This is a genomic window from Nonomuraea sediminis, from assembly GCF_018531495.1.
In the GTDB taxonomy this organism is placed as follows: Bacteria; Actinomycetota; Actinomycetes; order Streptosporangiales; family Streptosporangiaceae; genus Nonomuraea; species Nonomuraea sediminis.
The window spans coordinates 418,204-436,451 of record NZ_JAHDTI010000003.1 but is presented as its reverse complement, the minus strand read 5'-3'; the positions used below and the strand labels follow the sequence as shown (position 1 = coordinate 436,451).

Below are 18,248 nucleotides of genomic sequence, written 5' to 3'. Positions count from 1 at the left end.
TCCTAGAACGACAGCAGCAGGCGAATTTTCCCGGGAGCGCCCCGCGGGCGCCGGTTGGGTAGGGTCGCAGGCATGCGATTCAGGTATGCGCCCCTCATCCTTCTCGTCTCAGGCGTGTTCCTGGCCGGCTGCGGTCAGGTCAACGACACGATCGACAAGGCTCAGGCCTGCCTGGAGGCGCCGAAGATCCTCACCGACCTCGGCGCGAAGATCAGCAAGCTCAAGGACGATCCCAAGGCCATGGACAAGGCGCTCGACGACGCCGCCAACAAGCTGAACGACGTCGCCGACAAGGCCGCCAACACCACGCTCAAGCAGGCCACCGACGACCTGGCCAACACGCTCAGCAAGATCGACGTGAACAGCGTCAACGACGCCGTGGACGCGGTGCAGAAGGTCGGCAACGAGACGGCCGACTACCTGCAGAAGGTGGCCAAGTCCTGCGCCTCCTAATCCCGCTTCGTCTAGGGGAAATGGGCATAAATTAGCGTTTTCTGCATGGAACCGGACCCCCGTTTCACGCTCGCCAATGAGCGGACCTTCCTCACGTGGCTGAGCACCGCGCTCGCCCTCAGCGCGGGTGGGGTCGCCATGGCGGCCGTGCCCGAGGGCGTCTTCGTCCACTGGGTGCGCACCGCGCTGGCGATCGTGCTCGTGACGCTGGCCGCGCTCGCGGCCGGCATGGCCTACCCGCGCTGGCGCAACATCCAGCGCGCCCTGCGCGACCAGGCCCCGCTCCCGCCGCCCAAGCTCGCCGCGGTCTTCGGGTACGGCGTGGCCGCCGTGGCCGTCATCGCGCTCGTGCTGATCATCCTGTCCATCTGAGATGTCCGCCGAGATCTGGGACCCGGGCCTGCAGAGCGAGCGGACCCGGCTGGCCTGGGTGCGATCCGCCGTGGCGCTGTCCACGGCCGGCCTGGGTGGCGCGGGGCTGTCGATGCGCCACGGCCTGCCGCTGGCCCCCGTGCTGGTCTTCGCGCTGGCTGCGCTGTGCGGCGGGGTGCTCCTGGTACGAACCGGAGTCCGTTTCCACCGGGTCCAGGAGGCGCTGCACGGCGGAAAGCCCCTGGACAGCGGGGCGGACGCGCTGGTGGCATGGCTCGGCACGCTCTGCGTGGTGGCGGGGGCTGCCACCTTCGTCCTCTGCGTTGCGTGAGAGGCACCCCGAGACGCACACTCGGAGTAAGGGGGTGACCTCATGGAGGAAGAACGCAGGAACCTGCCTTTCGAGTGCCGCGGCTGCTGGCACGTCTGGGAAGAGGATTACCTGGTCAGGCACGTCGACGACGGCCACGGCAACGAGAGTCACATCTGGACGCGCGGGGGCGTGCAGGTCCCGCCGCCGTCAACGGGGGCCTTCTGCCCCAAGTGCGGCTCGCACCAGGTGACCACGTTCCCCGAGGGGTACCTCGGCCGCCATCCCGAGGCCAAGAAGGCAGGAGAGCCCGCGGAGCCCGACCCGACGCCGCTGGTCAGTCCGGCCAAGCGCCAGCACACCAGCATGGTCCATCGTTCCTGGATCGTTAACCCTGACAGTCGGTGAGCGTTTCCTAGCCAAGAGTGTCATGAGCCCTCCTTGCCGCGCCTCTGACGCGCGAGTGACACTCTCAGTGGATGTCGTACGGTCTGTGAGCCGGAGGTGGTCTCCGTGCGCGACGGGTTCGAGACCCGAGAGACGTGGCCCTTCGAGTGCCTGCGGTGCTGGCACGTGTGGGAGGAGGACTACATCGTCCGCCGTCTCACCGACAACTACGGCAACGAAGTCGTCGTCTGGTTACGCGGTACGGTCACCGTCCAGCCGCCCTGGTCGGGCACGTCCTGTCCCGGCTGCGGCGCCTACCACGTGACCATGTTCCCGCACGGGTACCTGCGCCGCCATCCCGAGCTGGTGCCCGTGCCGGAGCCGGAACCCGTGGGCGTGCCGCCCGCCGTACCCGTCGTGACCAGGCGGATTCCCGCCAGGACACCGCTGCCGGGACGGCTGCTCGCCGCGATCGGCGTGCCGGTCGCGCTGTTCGTGGCCTACGAGCTGTACGAGAACCTCGTGCGGGTCACGCACCCGCACATCCACAGCTGAGGGGACCCGGAGCCCGGCTGAGGCTTTCAGCCGGGCTCGGACAGCTAGCTGAGGCTTTCGAGCCAGGCCCGGTGCAGGCCCGCGAAGCGGCCCGAGGCGGCGATGAGGCGGTCGGGCGGCCCGTCCTCGACGATCTCGCCCTGGTCCATCACCAGCACCCGGTCGGCGATCTCCACGGTCGACAACCGGTGCGCGATGATCAGCGCCGTCCGCTCGGCCAGGATCGTGCGCAGCGCCCGCTGCACCAGCCGCTCGCTCGGCACGTCCAGCGACGAGGTGGCCTCGTCCAGGATCAGCACCGCGGGGTCGGCCAGGAACGCCCTGGCGAAGGCGACCAGCTGCCGCTGGCCCGCCGACATGCGCCCGCCTCGCTTGCCCACCTCGGTGTCGTAGCCGTCGGGCAGCGAGGAGATGAACTCGTGCGCGCCGATGGCCTTGGCCGCCTCCCTGATCTGCCGGTCCGTGGCCTCAGGGCGGCCGAACCTGATGTTGTCAGTGACAGTACCGCTGAACAGGAAGTTCTCCTGCGTCACCATGACCACGGCGCGGCGCAGCGTCGGCTCGTCCAGCGTGCGCAGGTCGACCCCGTCGAGCAGCACCCGGCCCGCGGTCGGGTCGTAGAAGCGGGAGATCAGCTTGGCCAGCGTCGTCTTGCCCGCCCCGGTGGCCCCGACGAGCGCGACGCTCTGCCCGGCCGGGATCGTCAGGTCGAGCTCGGGCAGGATCGGCCGGTCCTCGACGTAGGCGAAGCGGACGTTCTCGAAGCGCACCTTGCCGCGGGCGTTCTCCAGCGCCGCGGGCTCGCGCGGCTCCGGCACCGACGGCTCCTCCTCCAGCACGCCCGACAGCTTCTCCAGCGCCGCCGAGGCCGACTGCAGCGTGTTGTAGAACTGGCTGATCTCCTGCATCGGCTCGTAGAACTGGCGCAGGTAGAGCAGGAACGCGGCCAGCACGCCGATCGTGACCTCGTGGTGCAGCGCCAGCCAGCCGCCGTAGAGCAGCACGCCGGCCACGGTCATGTTGCCGATCAGCTTGATGCCCGGCATGAAGATCGCAATGAGCTGCATGCTCCTGGCGTTGGCCTCGCGGTAGTCGTCGTTGAGCTGGGTGAAGATCTCCTGGTTGCGCGGCTCGCGGCGGAAGGCCTGCACCGCGCGGATACCGGTCATCGACTCCACGAAGTGGACGATGACCAGCGCGACGGTCTCCCTGGTGCGCCGGTAGACGATCGCCGACTGCTTGCGGAACCACTTGGTGAACAGCAGCAGCACCGGCAGCGGGATCAGCGCGACCAGCCCCAGGTGGACGTCGAGCACGAGCAGCAGCGCCGCCGTGCCGAACATCGTCAGCACCGCGGTGACCAGCCCGTCGAACCCGGAGGCCAGCAACTCGGCGATGGCCTCGATGTCGGAGGTCAGCCGGGAGATGACCCGGCCCGAGGTGTACTTCTCGTGGAAGGACAGCGACAGCCGCTGGAAATGCTCGAACACGCGGCGCCGCAGCTCCAGCAGGATGTCCTGCCCGATCCGGCCCGACAGCTGCAGGAACGCCTGCCGGGTGAAGGCCTGCGTGGCGGCCGCCGCCAGGATCACCCCCACCACGGTCAGCAGCGTGCCAGGGCCCGTGCCCTTCAGCATCGGCGGGATGCCCGCGTCGATACCCACCTTGACCAGGTAGGGGATGGCCAGTCCCGCCAGGTTGGACACGATGATGATCGCGGTCAGCGCCGCGATCGCCTTGCGGTGCGGGCTCAGCAGGTCGCCGAGCAGCCTGCGGGAGCGCTCCCGCAGGAGCACCGAGACCTTGTCGGACAGCTCGTCCTGGTCCTCGGAGGCCACGCCCCGCCAGGTCGTGGCCGCGGGGGCCGTCATCGCAGCGCTCCTTCCGACGGGTCGAGGTCGGCGTCCTGCGCCAGCAGCTCGCGGTATTCAGGCACCTCGGCGAGCAACTGCTCGTGCCGGCCCACGTGCGTGATCGTGCCGCCGCGCAGCAGCGCCACCTTGTCGGCCAGCAGCACCGTCGAGGCGCGGTGCGCGACCACGATCCCGGTGGCCTCGCGCAGCACGTGCCTGAGCGCCTCCTCCACCAGCGCCTCGGTCTCCACGTCCAGCGCGGACAGGGTGTCGTCGAGGACGAGGATCTTGGGCTTGCTCAGTACAGCTCGCGCCAGCGCCAGCCGCTGCCGCTGCCCGCCCGACAGGGACATACCCTGCTCGCCGATGCGGGTCTCGAGCCCCCACGGCAGGTCGTAGACGAACATGGCCTGGGCGGTCCTGATCGCCTCGTCCAGCTCCTCCTCGGCGGCGTCGTGCCGGCCGAGCGTGAGGTTCTCCCTGACGCTCATGGAGAACAGCGTCGGCTCCTCGAAGGCGGTGGCCACCACCTTGCGCAGCATGGGCAGCGACAGGTCGCGCACGTCGTGGCCGTCGATCGTGACCCGGCCCTGCGTGGGGTCGAGCAGGCGCGGCACCATGGCGGTCAGCGTGGTCTTGCCCGAGCCGGTGGCCCCGACCACGGCAACCGTTTCGCCCGGCCGTACATCGAGCCAGACGTCGTGCAGGACGGGCTGCTCGGAGTCGTCGAAGCGGAACCCGACGCCCTCGAAGCGCAGGTGGCCGCGCGGCTGCTCGATCGTGCCGGAGCCGCCCTCGATGGCGGGGACGGTGTCCATGACCTCCATCACCCGGTCGGCGGAGGTCATCGCCTCCTGCGCCATGGCCAGGATGTAGCCGAGGCTGGCGATCGGCCAGACCAGCTGCAGCATCATCGTGGTGAAGGCGACGAGCGTGCCTAGCGACAGCGAGGCCTGACCCACCGCGAGCGCGCCGAGCAGCAGCACCAGGGCCAGCGTGAAGTTCGGGATCACCTCGAGGAAGGTGAAGAACCTGGCCGAGAGCCGCACCTTGTCCATCGACGTCCGGTACACCTTGAGCGCCGCGTCGTCGAAGTTGTCGTAGACGTAGTGGCGGCGGCCGAACGCCTTGATGGTCCTGATCCCGATCGCCGACTCCTCGACGAGCGTGGCGAGGTCGCCCTGCTCGTCCTGGACCTGGCGGGAGATCTTGATGTAGCGCTTCTCGAAGCGCAGCGACACCCAGACGATGGGGACGGCCGAGGCCGCCACCAGCAGCCCCAGAGGCCAGTACATGTTCATCAGCAGCACGGTCACCGTGGTCAGCTGCAGGATGTTCATGACCAGGAAGAGCATGCCGAAGCCGAGGAAGCGGCGGATCGTCGACAGGTCGGTCGTGGCCCGCGACAGTAACTGGCCCGACTGCCAGTCGCCGTGGAAGCTCATCGGCAGGCGCTGCAGATGCTCGTACAGGTCGTCGCGGATCTCGGTCTCGAGTCCGAGGACGGGCTTGACCTGGATCCAGCGCCGCATGAAGATCAATAAGGCTTCGATCGCTCCAAGGGCGAGCGCGAGCAGCGCGAGCCAGAGCAGCGCTCCTGAGTCGCCGCGGGCGACCGGCCCGTCGATGACTTCCTTGCTGACCAGCGGCAGCGAGATGGTGGTGGCGATTCCGAGCATCGCCGTGAGCCAGATGACGACCAGTCTGGTCACGTGGGGGCGGAGGTAGGACTTCATCCGCCACAGTGAGTTGGATTTGAGCAGGGGACGGCGAGGTGAACGCGTATCGGGAGGCATCCCTTCCAGGCTAACCCTCCGATCAACCGATTTTCTTGACCCTCCGGCCGCGCGTGCGGCAAGCTCTTTCGGTTGCACTCACGGCAAGCTTTTGGTCGCGCGCCCGGCACGCTGTCGGTCGTACATTCGGCTGCGCGTACGGCATGCCCTGCGGGCGCGGTGTGGCGTGATTAGGGTGGACCGGTGTGCACTTACGCGATGGTCGCCTACAAGGTCCACTACGTGTGCGTGCGGTGCAGGCTGAGCCGCAAGCACGTCTGGGACGGCGCCGAGCACCTGTGCACCTCCTGCCGCAGGCTCATGCTGTTCGCCGGGCACGACTTCGCCGCGCCGCGCAGGCACGACGACCGGCGCTGGGCGGCGGTCGCCGCGGTCCTCGAGGCCGGGCTGACCTACGAGGGATTCGAGCCCTGCGGATGCGGCCGCGAGCCCAAATACCGCCCCCGCACCGCGGCCCAGGTACGATCCCGCCGCCAAGTCGCGGCCCGTCGCGGGTTGACCGAGGCCGAGGCACTCGCCCTGCGCGACCTGTGAGACACCTGGCAGTGGAACGCCGCCGCTGAGCAATGCTCTACCTGCCCCGGTGAGGATCCGCGCCTGCCCTCACCGGGGCAGGGGTATCAGAGGCGGCCGCCTTCGCGCAGGACCCGGCGTGCCTGGGCGAAGAGCATGCCGACGTTGACCGTGTTGCGGCACACCACGACGGCGACCACCTCGTCGTCGCTGTCGAAGCGCAGGAACAGGTGGGCGAGGTTCTCGCTGTTGACGAGGATCTCCTGGAAGTAGTGCTTGTCGGTCTTGATGCCGCGCCGTTCCTTGAAGATGTTCTCGATCATGACGACGTTGCGGCCCTGGAACAGGTCCAGGGTGGCGGCCGCGAGCATGTCGAGGACCTCCGGCGGGTGGGAGTCGACCGTCTCGACCGACAGCAGCATGCCGGTCGACATGTCGATGGCGCCCGCCGCCAGGCAGTCGGGTACGTCGGCACGCAGGCTCTTGACCAGGACGGCGATCCGGTCGGACAGGCTCTGCGCGTCGCGGGAGGATCCGGAGACGCTCATGGTGCTCCTTTCTGTTGGTTAACTGGCGATCGCCTGGTCGGGCGAGGTGAGCAGGCGGCTGATGCGATCCGCGACGATCTGGGATTCCACGTACAGGCGGACGACGTCGAGCCCGGCGTCTCCCAGGACGCCCATGAGCGCGAGGTCTCCCACGGGCTGCACCACCAGGTAGCCGCCGCTGAATCGGGAGACGGTCTGCAGGAGCAGGCCGCGTCCCAGGGCGTCGCCCGAGCCGCGTGCCAGGCCCAGCGCGGCGGCCGCCGCCGCGGCCAGCCGATCGGTGTCGACGGACTCGTCGTGGTCGGCGGCGATCAGGAGCCCGTCGGAGGTGGCGACCGCGAGGTCGGTGATACCCACCACCTGATCCTTGAGAAGGCGGAGCTCGGACATTAATTGTTCATTATCAATCACAGCAAATCACCGTTTCTGCAGGCATGCCGAAATAGCGGCCTAATATGCCGCCATATGTCGTTCATGGACTTAGGGGGGTTTCTCCTTTGACTCCTGATCTTCGCCGTCGGTCGTCCGCGCTTTCAATCTGAACGGCGTGCGCAGGCGGGCCGCGGGTTTGGCGGCGCGTACGTCGGTGATTCCGCTGGCACCCTTGTGCCGGCGGGGGAGGGGCTCCTGCTCGGGCTCCTGAGGCGGCGGCTCCTCGCGCGGTACCAGCTCCACGGAGCCCGCCGCGAGCAACCGCGAGACCTCCACCGTGACCGCGTACAGGCCGCGCCCCAGCAGGAAGGCCAGGTCGCGGCAGCTCCTGCGGCCGTTCACCAGCTCCAGGACGCGCGCGTCCCCCGGCCCCGCGACCCTGGCCACCCGGTCCCTGTACGGCGAGAGCGGCACGCGAGCCGCGCCAAGCGCCCTGATCCGGCGTTCGGTCTCGCCCATCAGCATGTCGGGCTCGATCCCGCCGCCGACCGGCAGCACGGCAGGGGCGTGCGCGCCGTCGATCACGCAGCCGTCGATGCGGCCCGCGGCCACGGCGAAGGCCGCGTCCAGCGCCGCCATCAGGCACATCACGTGCAACTGGGCAGGGGCGGCCAGCCCGCGCGCCACCAGCTCCGCGCCCAGGTCGCCGCCGGCCATGCCTGTCCGGAAGACGGCCTCCCAGTCGCGCTCGGCCACCCGGCCCGAGCGCAGCAGCAGCGTCACCACGTCAGGGGCGCCGGGGGACTCCACGGCGATGACGGAGCCGCGGTCCAGGCGGATCACCCCGCCCGGATTGCCCTGCACGCGGAGCACGCCGGTCAGCCGCTCCGCCGGAGCGCGGGCCAGCGTGTGGAGCAACTGCGCCGTCGCGGCCGAGCGCGAAAGCACGGGTAAAGCCGTCACGTGATCAGTACCATTTCCCGTTTGCGAATAAGTTTCACTAATCGAAAATTCTCAGATATTGCTGGAGATATACAACCGGCACTTCGGTCACAGGTCAAGGCTGAGCATGATGTCGTATTTCTGTCGCATTTACATGAAAAAGAGCCCGGCCTCCCCGAAAAGGGGAGGCCGGGCTCGAATGAGCGGGAAAAGCTACTCCATGCCCTGCGCGATGGTTTCGGCCACCTCGGCGTGGCGTTCGGTTTCCTCCTGGGCGAAGCGCTCCTCGTCGAGCTTGTCGGCGATGTCCTCGTCCTGCTTCATCAGGGCGTCGAGCGACTGGCCGGCCATGTCGAGCACGCCCATGTCCGCGTAGGCCTGCTGCAGTCTCGGGCTCCACAGGCCGATGTCCTTCACGCACGGCACGATGCGGCTGAAGAGCAGCGAGCGGAACAGCCGCAGGTACTCCGAGTGCTCGGTGGCCTCCTCCGCCTCCTCGACCTCCGCCGCGGTCAGGCCGAGGTTCTCCCAGGTCTCGCGGCCGCGCAGGCGGTCGCGCATGAGGTAGCAGCCCTCGATGACGAAGTCCTCGCGTTCCCGCAGCTCCGTCTCCGACAGGTCGCGGTAGTAGTCGCGCAGCGCCATGCGGCCGAAGGCGACGTGGCGGGCCTCGTCCTGCATCACGTAGGCCAGGATCTGCTTGGGCAGCGGCTTGGTGGTGATGTCGCGCATGACGCCGAAGGCGGCCAGCGCCAGGCCTTCGATGAGCACCTGCATGCCGAGGTAGGGCATGTCCCAGCGCGAGTCTGTCAGGGTCGAGTCCAGCAGCGCCTTGAGGTGCTCGTTGATCGGGTAGGCCAGGCCCACCTTCTCCTGCAGGAAGCGGGCGTAGGTCTCGGCGTGGCGGGCCTCGTCCATGGTCTGCGTGGCGGCGTAGAACTTGGAGTCCAGGTCGGGCACCGACTCCACGATCTTGGCCGAGCAGATCATCGCTCCCTGTTCGCCGTGCAGGAACTGGGAGAACTGCCACGCCGCGCCGTGCAACCGCACCTCATTGCGCGTCTCGGGCGACATCCGGTTCCACAGCGGCGTGTCATAGATGGCGATGGTCTGGTCGGGGATGCCCAGCACGTTGTAGGGGTCGACCTCGAGGTCCCAGTCGATGCGCTTGGCCGAGTCCCACTGCTTGTCCTTGCCCTTCTGGTACAGGGCCAGCATGCGGTCCCTGCCGTCGTCGTACTCCCAGGTGAACCTGCTGGAACCGGCCATCTCCACGTCCCACGTGGAGAGCTCGGCGGGGATCGTGTACAGCTCGTGCGTCGACATGGGGGCCCCTCCGCAGTGGGTACGTACACTGTACGTAGGCTTGCACGTACGGTGTACGTACGTCAATAGAATGAGCTATGACCTCCGAGCCGCTCTCCCGGGCGCGCATTGTCGCCGCGGCGATCGACCTCATCGAGCGCGAGGGCGCCGACGCCGTGTCCATGCGCCGGATCGCGGCCGAGCTGGGCGTCGGCGTGATGTCGCTCTACAACCACGTGCCCAACAAGGACGCGCTGCTCAACGGCGTGGCCGAGAGCGTGCTGAGCGAGATCGAGTTCACCGACGACCCGGACGCCGACTGGAAGGACCGGGTGCGCATGCAGGCGCGGGCCTTCCGCCAGATCGCCCACCACTACCCGCGCTGCACGATGCTGGTCGTCAGCCGCCAGCTGCACTCCGACGCCGGGCTGCTGCCGGTGGAGCGGGCGCTGGCCACGCTGCGCAGCGCCGGGTTCGACGGCGAGGACGCGGTACGGATCCTGCGGCTGTTCATCGCGTTCATCGTGGGCTCGCTGCTGCGCGAGGTCGGGGTGACGCCCACGTTCGCGCCCACGCACGGGCCGATCGTCGACCCCGCGATCGACGTGTCCATGTTCCCGCAGGTCAGTGAGCTGGCTTCGCTGCTGAAGAGCTGCGACCACGAGGCCGAGTTCGAGTTCGGCGTCGAGCTGCTCGTCCAGGCGATAGCCGTACTGCCGAAGAAGGGTGGGAGCCCCCTGTGACGGGAGCTCCCACCCGGGAAGCAGCCGTTCCTTCCCCGTGATCGGCTGCTAGTACCAGTTGTGTGACATGAAGTGGCCCCAAGCGCCGCACGGCCTGCCGTACCTGCCCTTGATGTACTTCAGGCCCCACCGGATCTGTGTGGCCGGGTTCTCCCGCCAGTCCCTGCCGGCTCCCTGCATCTTTCCTCCAGGCAGCGCCTGCGGGATGCCGTAGGCGCCGGATGAGCTGTTGTATGCCCGGTGGTTCCAGCCGCTCTCTCTGGTCCAGAGGCTGTCCAGGCATCGGAACTCGTGGTAGGACCAGGCCCGCTGGACGACCAGTCCGAGGGCGATGTCCTTGTTCCTGCTCTCTGACTTGACGACGCGCTCCCTGGGGACGGCGGCGGTTTTCCAGACCCGCTGCTTGACCTCGGGAGCCTGCCAGAGGCTCTGGTGGACACTGACACTGTCGTTCTGATCCGCCGAAGCGGCGGACGCTGTCCCGCCGGTGAACGCAGTGAACGTGATCACCATGGCGAGGGCGCGTTTGCTGTCCAAATCGATCCTTGCTATCAGGTCGCGTGCGGACGAGCGCTGTGCGGGACGTGAGTCCCGTGGCGCCGTGCCGGTCCGCGTCCGTGGCTCGGACGTGGAGAGTCCGCGCGGCCGCTCCGGGATCCTTTCCCGCCCGATCGTGCTGGGCGGCCCGCAGGGCCCGCGACGTGTCCTCAAGGCGGTTTCTAGTACGCGCCCGCCGCGTGGACCGCCGCATTCCCGCGCCGCGTGAAGAGGTATTTACCGGCTCGCGGGACCTGCCTGACCTGCCTCGGAGCGGGGATGACCGCCGCTTGGGCGTCTCGATCATCACCGGTGGTGCCGGCCGGCGGTGGCTGCCTTTCAGGGGTTTTGTACGGAACGCGCCACTTTTCTGCGGGCAGGTAGGGTCGGCTCATGAGTCTTCGCGACATCCCGCTCCGCACCCTCGCGGACACCCCGACCACCCTGGCCGAGCTCGCCGGCGACAAGGCCGTGCTGCTCGTCAACGTCGCCTCCAAGTGCGGCCTGACCCCCCAGTACACCGGCCTGGTCAAGCTCCAGCAGCAGTACGGCGAGCGCGGCTTCACCGTGGTCGGCGTGCCGTGCAACCAGTTCATGGGCCAGGAGCCGGGCTCGGCGGAGGAGATCCAGGAGTTCTGCTCCACGACCTACGGCGTCGACTTCCCGCTCCTGGAGAAGGCCGACGTCAACGGCACCGACAGGCACCCGCTCTACCAGGAGCTCGCCGACACCCCCGACGCCGACGGTCAGGGCGGCGACGTTCAGTGGAACTTCGAGAAGTTCCTCCTCGACCGCGACGGCGCCGTGGTGGCCCGCTTCCGCCCGCGCACCGAGCCGGAGGACCCGGCCGTCACCTCCGCGATCGAGAAGCTCCTCTGATCCCGGACACGCCGGTCAGCGGCGGGGGCCGCAGCTGCCGCGGACGATGAGCTCGGTGGGGAGCACGACGCCGCGCGGGCGGCGGCCACCGCGCAGGAGGAGCTCGGCGGCGCGGTAGCCCATGTCCCTGCCGGGCTGCGCCACGACCGTCAGCGGCGGCGAGCAGAGCTCGGCCCAGGGCACGTCGTCGTACATGACCAGTGACACGTCGCGCGGCACGCGCAGATCGAGCTCGCGCGCCGCCAGCACGGCCGCCTCGCCCAGCACGTTGCCGCCGGCCACCACCGCGGTCAGGTCGGGACGGCTCTGGAACAGTCCCGAGGCCGCCGCGTAGGCCGAGTCGCGGCTGCCGGTGGCGAAGACGACCAGTTCCTCGTCCACGGGCGCGCCCACGGCCTCGCGGAAGGCCGCCACGCGGCGCAGGTGCCCAGGACCGCCGAGGAAGGCGATGCGCTTGTGACCCAGGCCCCGCAGGTAACGCACCGCCGTACGGATGCCCGCCCTGTCGTCGGCCAGGACGGACGGGACGTCGATCCGCAGCGGCGGCGGGGGAGGGGGGATCACGCCGTCCAGGAGCATGAGGTCCGTGATCGGGTCGGGTTCCACGGGCTCGGCCGCGGGCAGGCGGTCCGCGAAGATCACGTTCATGCCGGCGCGCATCGCCGGCCCCCAGGTCTCCGCGTCGCCGGACGGGACGGCGATCACCCGGTCGACGCTCTGCTCGAGCAGCATGCCGACCAGTTCGGCCTCCTGCTCGGGGTCGTCGCCGGTGGAGCCGGTCACCACGGGCTCGCCCGCCGAGCGCGCGCACGCCAGCACGCCCTCGGCGAGCTGGCCGTAGAAGGTGTCGGTCAGGTCGGGGACGAGCAGCCCGATGCCGCCGGTGCGGCGCTGGCGCAGGTTGCGGCCCAGCGCGCTCGGCCGGTAGTCGAGCTGGGCGGCGACGGCCAGCACCCGTTCGCGGGTCGCCGGGCTGGCCGAACCGCCCGACAGCACCCGGGACACGGTCGCGACGCCCACGCCCGCCGCCTCGGCCACATCCTTGATCGTCGCCCGTTCCATGGAAACGATTCCATCATGCTTTCCGCTTTCCTGGAACACTTGAGGCCAATTAGCGGCTAGTTCTTGACAGTCGTGTCCGTTTCGGGTGGGATGCATGAAAACGTATCCAAGAGATCTACCCCCGGGGCGGTCATGGCTTCCATCGTTCTTAACAGTGTCGACAAGATCTACGCCGGTGGCGTCAAGGCCGTGAACGGTCTCAACCTCGAGATCAAAGACGGGGAGTTCATGGTCCTGGTCGGCCCCTCCGGCTGCGGTAAGTCGACCGCGCTCCGGATGATCGCCGGTCTCGAGGACATCAGCGGCGGCGAGATCTCCATCGGCGACAAGGTGGTCAACCACCTTCCGCCCAAGGACCGCGACATCGCCATGGTCTTCCAGAACTACGCCCTCTACCCCCACATGACGGTCGAGGAGAACCTCGCCTTCGGCCTCAAGCTCCGCAAGATGCCCAAGGCGGAGATCCAGAGCCGCGTCCAGGAAGCCGCCAAGATGCTGGGCCTGGAGACCTACCTCAAGCGCAAGCCGGCCGCCCTGTCCGGTGGTCAGCGCCAGCGTGTGGCGATGGGCCGCGCCATCGTCCGTGAGCCGCAGGCCTTCCTCATGGACGAGCCGCTGTCGAACCTGGACGCCAAGCTCCGCGTCTCCATGCGCGCCTCGCTCAACACGCTGCACGAGCGCCTCGGCGTCACCACCGTCTACGTCACGCACGACCAGGTCGAGGCCATGACCCTCGGCGACCGCGTCTGCGTCCTGCGCGACGGCCTCCTGCAGCAGGTCGACACCCCGCAGAACCTCTTCGACAAGCCGGTCAACCTGTTCGTCGCCGGCTTCATGGGCTCGCCGTCGATGAACTTCGTCACCGCCGAGCTGGTCCGCGACGACGGCGCCGCCGTGAGCTTCGCCGGTCTCAAGCTGGGGATCCCCGAGACGACCTTCTCCGACAAGCCCGGCCTCGACCAGTACATCGGCAAGAAGATCATCCTCGGCATCCGCCCGTCGGACTTCGAGGACGCCTCCTCCGCGGGCAACCACGCCAACGGCTGGGCTTCGCTGTCGGTCAAGGCGGAGGTCACCGAGGAGCTGGGCTCCGAGATCAACGTCCTGTTCCTGATCGACGCCCCGCCCGTCGAGCACGCCGACACCACGGCCGCGCAGGACAACGACGACGACGAGGCGGCGCTGCCGCTGGTGGGCGACAAGTCCCTGTGGACCGCCCGCGTCAACGCCCGCAGCCACGCGCGCCCCGGCCAGACCATCGACCTGGTCGTCGACACGCACAACCTGCACTTCTTCGACCCGACCTCCGGCCTGTCCATCGGCCACGAGGCCAACGTCGGCCGCTGATCATCTCGATCGGCTAGCTGACTGCTGGACCCGGGCCCACGCCGCGACCCCCTCCCGCGCCGTGGGCCCGACGCAATTCCTGCTCCGGTACGGCTTCTTCTCCTGTACGGCGAAGCCACGGCCACCGGCCGCCGGCCGTACTTCGGCTGAGGGCCCGCGACCGGCGCGTCCGGCGAGTCGGTGACGGTGGCCCGCCGTCACGGCGCACGGGATCGTGGCCGGGCCGCCACGCACGGGCAACCGTCGAGGTGGTTTTGGGTAAGGCTGTGCCAAGTCATGGCTGCACGCCCTGAACGTGGGAAAGACCCCCAACATCGACAAACGCGTTGTTTGGGGGGATCGTGAGGATTTGTGCGCGTCTGCACCAGCTCCCGCCGCGGCTGGCGGCCGGGGCGATCATCCTGAACTCGGGCCTGTCCAAGGCGGAGAACAGGGACGACGAGGCCACCGCCGCCGGCGTTCACGGCCTGGCCGCGGGCACCTACCCGTTCCTCCGGGGCCAGGACCCGAAGGCGTTCCTGCGGATGGTGTCCGTGGGCGAGATCGCGCTCGGCACCGCGCTGATACTTCCGGTGGTGCCGTCGCTGCTCGCCGGGGCGGGGCTGGTCGCGTTCGCGGGCGGCCTGCTCGGCATCTACTACAAGACGCCCGGCATGCGGGAGGAGGGCAGCCTGCGGCCCACCGAGCAGGGCATCACCCTGGTCAAGGACCTCTTGATGCTGGGCATCGGCCTCGGCCTGGTGGTGGAGGAACTGGGCGGCTAGCGGCCGATCCTGGCCGACACCCTGCCCGCGAAGCCGCGCGGGATGAGCTTCCCGATCGCCACCACGGCCTTGTAGCGCAGGTCGGGGATGCAGACCGTCTTGCCGAGCGCCAGGTCGCGCATGGCCTCGCCGACCACGTCGTCGGCCTTCAGCCAGAGGAACCCGGGGATGCCCGAGACGTCCATCTCGGCCCGCTCGTGGAACTCGGTCCGCACGAACCCGGGACACAACGCCATGATCCGGACCCGCGGATGGCCGACCTCGGCGGCGGCCGACTCGCTGAAGTTCACCACCCAGGCCTTGGAGGCGCTGTAGGTGCCGCGGGTGAAGAACGCCGCCACCGACGCCACGTTGATCACCCCGCCGCGCCCGCGGGACTTCATGCCCGGCAGCGCGGCCAGCGTCAGGCGCAGCACCGCCTCGCAGTGGACCTTGAGCATCCGCAGCTCGTCCTCGACCGGCGTCTGCAGGAACGCCCCCGGATGCCCGAACCCGGCGTTGTTGACCAGCAGGTCCACCCCGTCGCGGATGCGCGCCTCGACCGTGGCGAGTCCCTCGTCGGTCGCCAGGTCGGCGGCCAGGGTCTCGGTGGTCGCGCCGTACCTGAGCCTGAGCTGTTCGGCGACCTCGGCCAGGCGCTTGTCGTCGCGCGCGACCAGCACCAGCGTGAACCCGTCGGCGGCCAGGCGGCGCGCGAAGGCGGCGCCGATGCCCGCGGTGGCGCCCGTGATCAATGCGGTTGGCATGCCAGCACCCTAACCGGTTCTGGATCTGCGGTAGTCGCCGGGCGTCATGCCGTACCACTGGCGGAAGGCCAGGTGGAAGCCGACCGTCGAGTGGTAGCCGACGGCCTGCGAGATGCGGCTGTGCGGCATCGAGGTCTCGGTCAGCAACCGCGTCGCCTCCTGCATCCGGCGCGCGGTCAGGTGCCGCATCGGCGCCTCCCCGACCAGCTCGCGGAACGTGGCCGCGAACGCCGACCGCGACAGCCCCGCCTCGGCCGCCAGCGACTCGACCGTCCACGGCTCGGCGAACCTGGACTGTACGGCCAGCAGCGCGGGCCCGATCGCCGGGTGCCGCAGCGCCCGCAGCACCCCGGCGGACACGTTGCCGAGCGCCTCCCGCAGGGCCAGCACGAAGACCAGCTCGAACCCGCGCAGCGCCACCAGCCCGTTGGCCTCACGGCTGTCCCACTCCTCGCCCAGCCCTGACAGCGTCGAGGCGAGCAGCCGCCGCCGCTCCACGGTCTCCCGGTCCAGCACCAGCACCGGAGGCAGCGCCCGGTACAGCGGCGACACCGCCGCGTCGGCGTAGTGCAGCCCGCCGCAGAGCATCGTGGTGCGCGCGCCGGGACCGTCGATGGTGACCGTGCGCACCTCGCCCGCGGGCCGCTCCGGCAGCAGGCTCGCCAGCGGCACCGCCGCCCGGCCCGGCGCGTCGGCCAGCCGGTGGGCGCTGCCGTGCGGGAACACGGCGAGATCGCCCGCCGCCAGCCGTACGGGCTCGAGGCCGGGCAGCTCGGCCGTGCACTCGCCCTCCTGGACGTAGTGCAGGATCGCGCAGCTCTCCCGCTCGCCGGCCACCGCCCAGGGCGCCCGCGCCGACCAGCGGCTGTGGAAGACGCCGCGCAGCCGCAGCGGCGCCAGCAGCTCGCTCAGCAGGTCGGACGATTCATTAATGACAGCAGACTGCACTTTATGGATCGTATCGCGTGGGCGGGCAAGACTTGCCGTCATGACATTTCTGGTGATGGGCGCGTCAGGCGCCCAAGGTTCCGCGATCACTCAGGCGCTCACGGCCGCGGGCCACGAGGCCAGGGGATTCTCCCGTACGGCGGGCTTCCGCGGCGACCTGGGTGACGCCGAACGCGTGAAGGAGGCGTTCGCCGGGGTGACGCACGCCTCGCTGCTGCTGCCCATGGTGTACTCCCCGCTCACGGTGGAGACCTACGTCCGCAACGTGATCGACGCCGCCTCGGCGGCGGGGGTGCGGCGGCTGGTGTTCAACACGGGCAACCGGATCCCGCCTGGCCCGACGGGCGTGGCGGCCTTCGAGACGCGCAGGGCGGCGGCCACGGCGCTGCTCGAGTCCGGATTGCCGGTGGTGGTGCTGCGCCCGCCGATCTACCTGGACAACGTGCTCGCCCCCTGGGTGGCGGGGCCGCTGGCCGCCGGGGTGCTGCGGTATCCGGTTCCCGCGCACGTCCCCGTGTCGTGGCTGACCCACGCCGACCTTGGGGCGGCCACGGTCGCGGCGCTGACCCGCCCCGGGATCGAGGGCAGGCAGCTCGACCTCGGACCCGCGCCCCTGACCGGGCCGTCGCTGGCGGCCCTGTTCGGCCCGGACGTGCGCTACGAGGCACAGGACGTGGCCGAGTTCGAGGGCGCCCTGGCGGCGGCGCTCGGCGCCGAGACGGCCGCGGGCGTGGCGGGAACCTACCACTGGGTCGCCGAACACGGCCGCGACCTCTACGTCGCCGACCCGACCGTCGAGGACCTGCTCGGCCTGCACTTCCAGCCCCCCGCCGAGTGGATCGCCTCCCGCTGAACCCCCACCCACCAAGCCCACCCACACGCCCCTGAGCTCCCTCCCTACCGCGACGCGGAACATCGCCCCGCCGCGACGAGGGGACGCCGTGACGAGGGGACATCGCCCGGCCGCGACGCGGAACATCGCCCGGCTCACAGGCAAGAGCCCCTGCCGCGCGCCGGGTCGGCGGGGTGTTGTACGGCGGTCGTCGGCGCGCTTGTACGGCCAGCAGGCGAGTTGCGCTACGCCGCCCACCCTCCGCGCCGGGGCGGTGGGATGTTGTACGGCGAATCCGGCGCGCATCTATGGCGAGCAAGTCGAGCCACCCCCGCGCGCCGGGTCGGTGAGACCGCCTGGGTAGTGGGAACCGCGAACCCGGTCCCCCGGGAGACCGTGAGGAGGTCTGCCGGGGGACCGGGTGGGTTCTCTGGGGAGAGATCTATATGGCGCCCTTCGGCGCGTTGCCCAGGGGGCGGATGTCGGAGCACCAGGGGAGGCCGGGGATCGGCTGGTAGTCGCCGGTCGAGGAGGAGACGCGGTTGGCGGGGAACTTGCCCCACGCGTTCTGCGTGCCCTCGGTGGCGCGGTCGCCCTGGGTGTAGAGCCAGATGTCGTTCTTGTAGCCCTGGGCCACGGGCGGATTCTCGTTGTTGCGGTCCTGGCAGACGAACCAGTTGTCGCCCGCGTTGAGATAGCCCACCTTCTGGGTGTACTGGCCGTACTGCGACTTGTAGACGTCACCGCCGGTGAAGTTGTGGCAGTACTTCGCGCGCCACTTGTACCCGTGCGGGTTGGGCCCGACGACCCCCGCGTCGCCCCAGCAGCCGCCGTACGAGCGCGCCGAGGCGGTGGCGGCCGGTGCGAGGCCGAGAGCCGCGACGACGGTGAGCAGCAGCAATCCTGAACGCATGCACAATGTGATCTCCCCCTTGGTGGATCCCGAGGCTCCTTTGTAGGCCCGGCTCCGCGCGCGGCGGCACC

The 18,248-nt window shown here is 69.6% G+C and carries 22 protein-coding genes; 11 read left to right on the top strand and 11 right to left on the bottom strand.

Translation table 11 applies throughout. The features are described 5' to 3' along the window. The first annotated feature begins 72 nt into the window (after positions 1-72). The 5 genes from KIK09_RS16130 to KIK09_RS16110 all read left to right on the top strand — a co-directional run bounded on the left by KIK09_RS16130 (position 73) and on the right by KIK09_RS16110 (position 2,077). On the top strand, positions 73-453 hold the full coding sequence (locus tag KIK09_RS16130; protein WP_214320022.1) for a DUF8711 family protein: 381 nt from the start codon (positions 73-75) through the stop codon (positions 451-453). Positions 454-498: 45 nt separating this feature from the next. Further along, positions 499-825: a YidH family protein gene (locus tag KIK09_RS16125; RefSeq protein WP_214320021.1), complete on the top strand. Its 327-nt coding sequence runs from the start codon at positions 499-501 to the stop codon at positions 823-825. Position 826: 1 nt separating this feature from the next. Next, positions 827-1,156 (top strand): DUF202 domain-containing protein, encoded by a 330-nt coding sequence (locus KIK09_RS16120; protein ID WP_214320020.1) that lies wholly within the window; start codon positions 827-829, stop codon positions 1,154-1,156. 42 nt (positions 1,157-1,198) lie between these two features. Then, positions 1,199-1,543 (top strand): hypothetical protein, encoded by a 345-nt coding sequence (locus KIK09_RS16115; RefSeq protein WP_214320019.1) that lies wholly within the window; start codon positions 1,199-1,201, stop codon positions 1,541-1,543. Between the two features lie 105 nt (positions 1,544-1,648). Next, positions 1,649-2,077, top strand: coding sequence for a hypothetical protein (locus KIK09_RS16110; protein ID WP_214320018.1), 429 nt, complete (start codon positions 1,649-1,651; stop codon positions 2,075-2,077). Positions 2,078-2,121: 44 nt separating this feature from the next. Here the strand turns inward: KIK09_RS16110 and KIK09_RS16105 are convergent, their stop codons facing one another. Both KIK09_RS16105 and KIK09_RS16100 read right to left on the bottom strand, forming a co-directional pair. Beyond that, positions 2,122-3,948, bottom strand: coding sequence for an ABC transporter ATP-binding protein (locus KIK09_RS16105; protein ID WP_214320017.1), 1,827 nt, complete (start codon positions 3,946-3,948; stop codon positions 2,122-2,124). Continuing rightward, entirely contained in the window at positions 3,945-5,666 is a 1,722-nt protein-coding gene (locus KIK09_RS16100) for an ABC transporter ATP-binding protein (RefSeq protein ID WP_214320016.1), read from the bottom strand. The genes KIK09_RS16105 and KIK09_RS16100 overlap by 4 nt, the downstream gene beginning before the upstream one ends. A 243-nt stretch (positions 5,667-5,909) precedes the next feature. On the opposite strand from KIK09_RS16100, the gene KIK09_RS16095 reads away from it, so the two are divergent. After that, on the top strand, positions 5,910-6,260 hold the full coding sequence (locus KIK09_RS16095) for a hypothetical protein (RefSeq protein ID WP_214320015.1): 351 nt from the start codon (positions 5,910-5,912) through the stop codon (positions 6,258-6,260). A gap of 86 nt (positions 6,261-6,346) precedes the next feature. On the opposite strand, the gene KIK09_RS16090 is transcribed toward KIK09_RS16095, so the two are convergent. The 4 genes from KIK09_RS16090 to KIK09_RS16075 form a co-directional block, all read right to left on the bottom strand. Then, positions 6,347-6,787, bottom strand: coding sequence for a hypothetical protein (locus KIK09_RS16090; RefSeq protein ID WP_214320014.1), 441 nt, complete (start codon positions 6,785-6,787; stop codon positions 6,347-6,349). A gap of 18 nt (positions 6,788-6,805) precedes the next feature. Next, positions 6,806-7,177: a roadblock/LC7 domain-containing protein gene (locus KIK09_RS16085; protein WP_214320013.1), complete on the bottom strand. Its 372-nt coding sequence runs from the start codon at positions 7,175-7,177 to the stop codon at positions 6,806-6,808. Between the two features lie 90 nt (positions 7,178-7,267). Beyond that, positions 7,268-8,122 (bottom strand): hypothetical protein, encoded by an 855-nt coding sequence (locus KIK09_RS16080; RefSeq protein WP_214320012.1) that lies wholly within the window; start codon positions 8,120-8,122, stop codon positions 7,268-7,270. A gap of 192 nt (positions 8,123-8,314) precedes the next feature. Further along, positions 8,315-9,427, bottom strand: a complete 1,113-nt coding sequence (locus KIK09_RS16075) for a ferritin-like domain-containing protein (protein ID WP_214320011.1) — start codon at positions 9,425-9,427, stop codon at positions 8,315-8,317. 77 nt (positions 9,428-9,504) lie between these two features. Here KIK09_RS16075 and KIK09_RS16070 point away from each other — a divergent pair, with 77 nt between their 5' ends. Next, a complete protein-coding gene (locus KIK09_RS16070; RefSeq protein ID WP_214320010.1) occupies positions 9,505-10,149 on the top strand; it encodes a TetR/AcrR family transcriptional regulator in 645 nt (214 codons plus the stop codon). Positions 10,150-10,197: 48 nt separating this feature from the next. Here the strand turns inward: KIK09_RS16070 and KIK09_RS60020 are convergent, their stop codons facing one another. After that, positions 10,198-10,686, bottom strand: coding sequence for an aggregation-promoting factor C-terminal-like domain-containing protein (locus KIK09_RS60020; protein ID WP_308164126.1), 489 nt, complete (start codon positions 10,684-10,686; stop codon positions 10,198-10,200). 393 nt (positions 10,687-11,079) lie between these two features. Here KIK09_RS60020 and KIK09_RS16060 point away from each other — a divergent pair, with 393 nt between their 5' ends. Continuing rightward, positions 11,080-11,565: a glutathione peroxidase gene (locus KIK09_RS16060; RefSeq protein ID WP_214320009.1), complete on the top strand. Its 486-nt coding sequence runs from the start codon at positions 11,080-11,082 to the stop codon at positions 11,563-11,565. 15 nt (positions 11,566-11,580) lie between these two features. Here KIK09_RS16060 and KIK09_RS16055 read toward each other — a convergent pair whose 3' ends face one another. Further along, positions 11,581-12,627, bottom strand: coding sequence for a LacI family DNA-binding transcriptional regulator (locus KIK09_RS16055; RefSeq protein ID WP_214320008.1), 1,047 nt, complete (start codon positions 12,625-12,627; stop codon positions 11,581-11,583). Between the two features lie 132 nt (positions 12,628-12,759). Between KIK09_RS16055 and KIK09_RS16050 the strand changes: the two genes are divergently transcribed. Both KIK09_RS16050 and KIK09_RS16045 read left to right on the top strand, forming a co-directional pair. Then, positions 12,760-13,974 carry an ABC transporter ATP-binding protein gene (locus KIK09_RS16050; protein ID WP_214320007.1) on the top strand — a complete coding sequence of 405 codons (1,215 nt, stop codon included), beginning with the start codon at positions 12,760-12,762 and terminating at the stop codon, positions 13,972-13,974. A gap of 341 nt (positions 13,975-14,315) precedes the next feature. Next, positions 14,316-14,738 carry a hypothetical protein gene (locus KIK09_RS16045; RefSeq protein ID WP_214320006.1) on the top strand — a complete coding sequence of 141 codons (423 nt, stop codon included), beginning with the start codon at positions 14,316-14,318 and terminating at the stop codon, positions 14,736-14,738. Here the strand turns inward: KIK09_RS16045 and KIK09_RS16040 are convergent. Then, a complete protein-coding gene (locus tag KIK09_RS16040; protein WP_214320005.1) occupies positions 14,735-15,484 on the bottom strand; it encodes an SDR family NAD(P)-dependent oxidoreductase in 750 nt (249 codons plus the stop codon). The two genes, KIK09_RS16045 and KIK09_RS16040, sit on opposite strands and share 4 nt — an antisense overlap. A 9-nt stretch (positions 15,485-15,493) precedes the next feature. After that, positions 15,494-16,432 (bottom strand): AraC family transcriptional regulator, encoded by a 939-nt coding sequence (locus KIK09_RS16035; RefSeq protein ID WP_308164124.1) that lies wholly within the window; start codon positions 16,430-16,432, stop codon positions 15,494-15,496. 40 nt (positions 16,433-16,472) lie between these two features. Here KIK09_RS16035 and KIK09_RS16030 point away from each other — a divergent pair, with 40 nt between their 5' ends. After that, complete coding sequence (locus KIK09_RS16030) at positions 16,473-17,285, top strand: SDR family oxidoreductase (protein WP_214320003.1); 813 nt, start codon at positions 16,473-16,475, stop codon at positions 17,283-17,285. Between the two features lie 421 nt (positions 17,286-17,706). On the opposite strand, the gene KIK09_RS16025 is transcribed toward KIK09_RS16030, so the two are convergent. Beyond that, complete coding sequence (locus KIK09_RS16025; RefSeq protein WP_214320002.1) at positions 17,707-18,177, bottom strand: hypothetical protein; 471 nt, start codon at positions 18,175-18,177, stop codon at positions 17,707-17,709. Between the last annotated feature and the right edge of the window lie 71 nt (positions 18,178-18,248).

What these genes read in the sequence shown, in the direction of transcription:
- KIK09_RS16130 (WP_214320022.1), top strand. Translation starts at nt 73, where the DNA reads ATGCGATTCAGGTATGCGCCCCTCATCCTTCTCGTCTCAGGCGTGTTC.
- KIK09_RS16125 (WP_214320021.1), top strand. Translation starts at nt 499, where the DNA reads ATGGAACCGGACCCCCGTTTCACGCTCGCCAATGAGCGGACCTTCCTC.
- KIK09_RS16120 (WP_214320020.1), top strand. Translation starts at nt 827, where the DNA reads ATGTCCGCCGAGATCTGGGACCCGGGCCTGCAGAGCGAGCGGACCCGG.
- KIK09_RS16115 (WP_214320019.1), top strand. Translation starts at nt 1,199, where the DNA reads ATGGAGGAAGAACGCAGGAACCTGCCTTTCGAGTGCCGCGGCTGCTGG.
- KIK09_RS16105 (WP_214320017.1), bottom strand. Translation starts at nt 3,948, where the DNA reads ATGACGGCCCCCGCGGCCACGACCTGGCGGGGCGTGGCCTCCGAGGAC.
- KIK09_RS16100 (WP_214320016.1), bottom strand. Translation starts at nt 5,666, where the DNA reads ATGAAGTCCTACCTCCGCCCCCACGTGACCAGACTGGTCGTCATCTGG.
- KIK09_RS16090 (WP_214320014.1), bottom strand. Translation starts at nt 6,787, where the DNA reads ATGAGCGTCTCCGGATCCTCCCGCGACGCGCAGAGCCTGTCCGACCGG.
- KIK09_RS16085 (WP_214320013.1), bottom strand. Translation starts at nt 7,177, where the DNA reads ATGTCCGAGCTCCGCCTTCTCAAGGATCAGGTGGTGGGTATCACCGAC.
- KIK09_RS16075 (WP_214320011.1), bottom strand. Translation starts at nt 9,427, where the DNA reads ATGTCGACGCACGAGCTGTACACGATCCCCGCCGAGCTCTCCACGTGG.
- KIK09_RS16070 (WP_214320010.1), top strand. Translation starts at nt 9,505, where the DNA reads ATGACCTCCGAGCCGCTCTCCCGGGCGCGCATTGTCGCCGCGGCGATC.
- KIK09_RS16060 (WP_214320009.1), top strand. Translation starts at nt 11,080, where the DNA reads ATGAGTCTTCGCGACATCCCGCTCCGCACCCTCGCGGACACCCCGACC.
- KIK09_RS16055 (WP_214320008.1), bottom strand. Translation starts at nt 12,627, where the DNA reads ATGGAACGGGCGACGATCAAGGATGTGGCCGAGGCGGCGGGCGTGGGC.
- KIK09_RS16050 (WP_214320007.1), top strand. Translation starts at nt 12,760, where the DNA reads ATGGCTTCCATCGTTCTTAACAGTGTCGACAAGATCTACGCCGGTGGC.
- KIK09_RS16040 (WP_214320005.1), bottom strand. Translation starts at nt 15,484, where the DNA reads ATGCCAACCGCATTGATCACGGGCGCCACCGCGGGCATCGGCGCCGCC.
- KIK09_RS16030 (WP_214320003.1), top strand. Translation starts at nt 16,473, where the DNA reads ATGACATTTCTGGTGATGGGCGCGTCAGGCGCCCAAGGTTCCGCGATC.
- KIK09_RS16025 (WP_214320002.1), bottom strand. Translation starts at nt 18,177, where the DNA reads ATGCGTTCAGGATTGCTGCTGCTCACCGTCGTCGCGGCTCTCGGCCTC.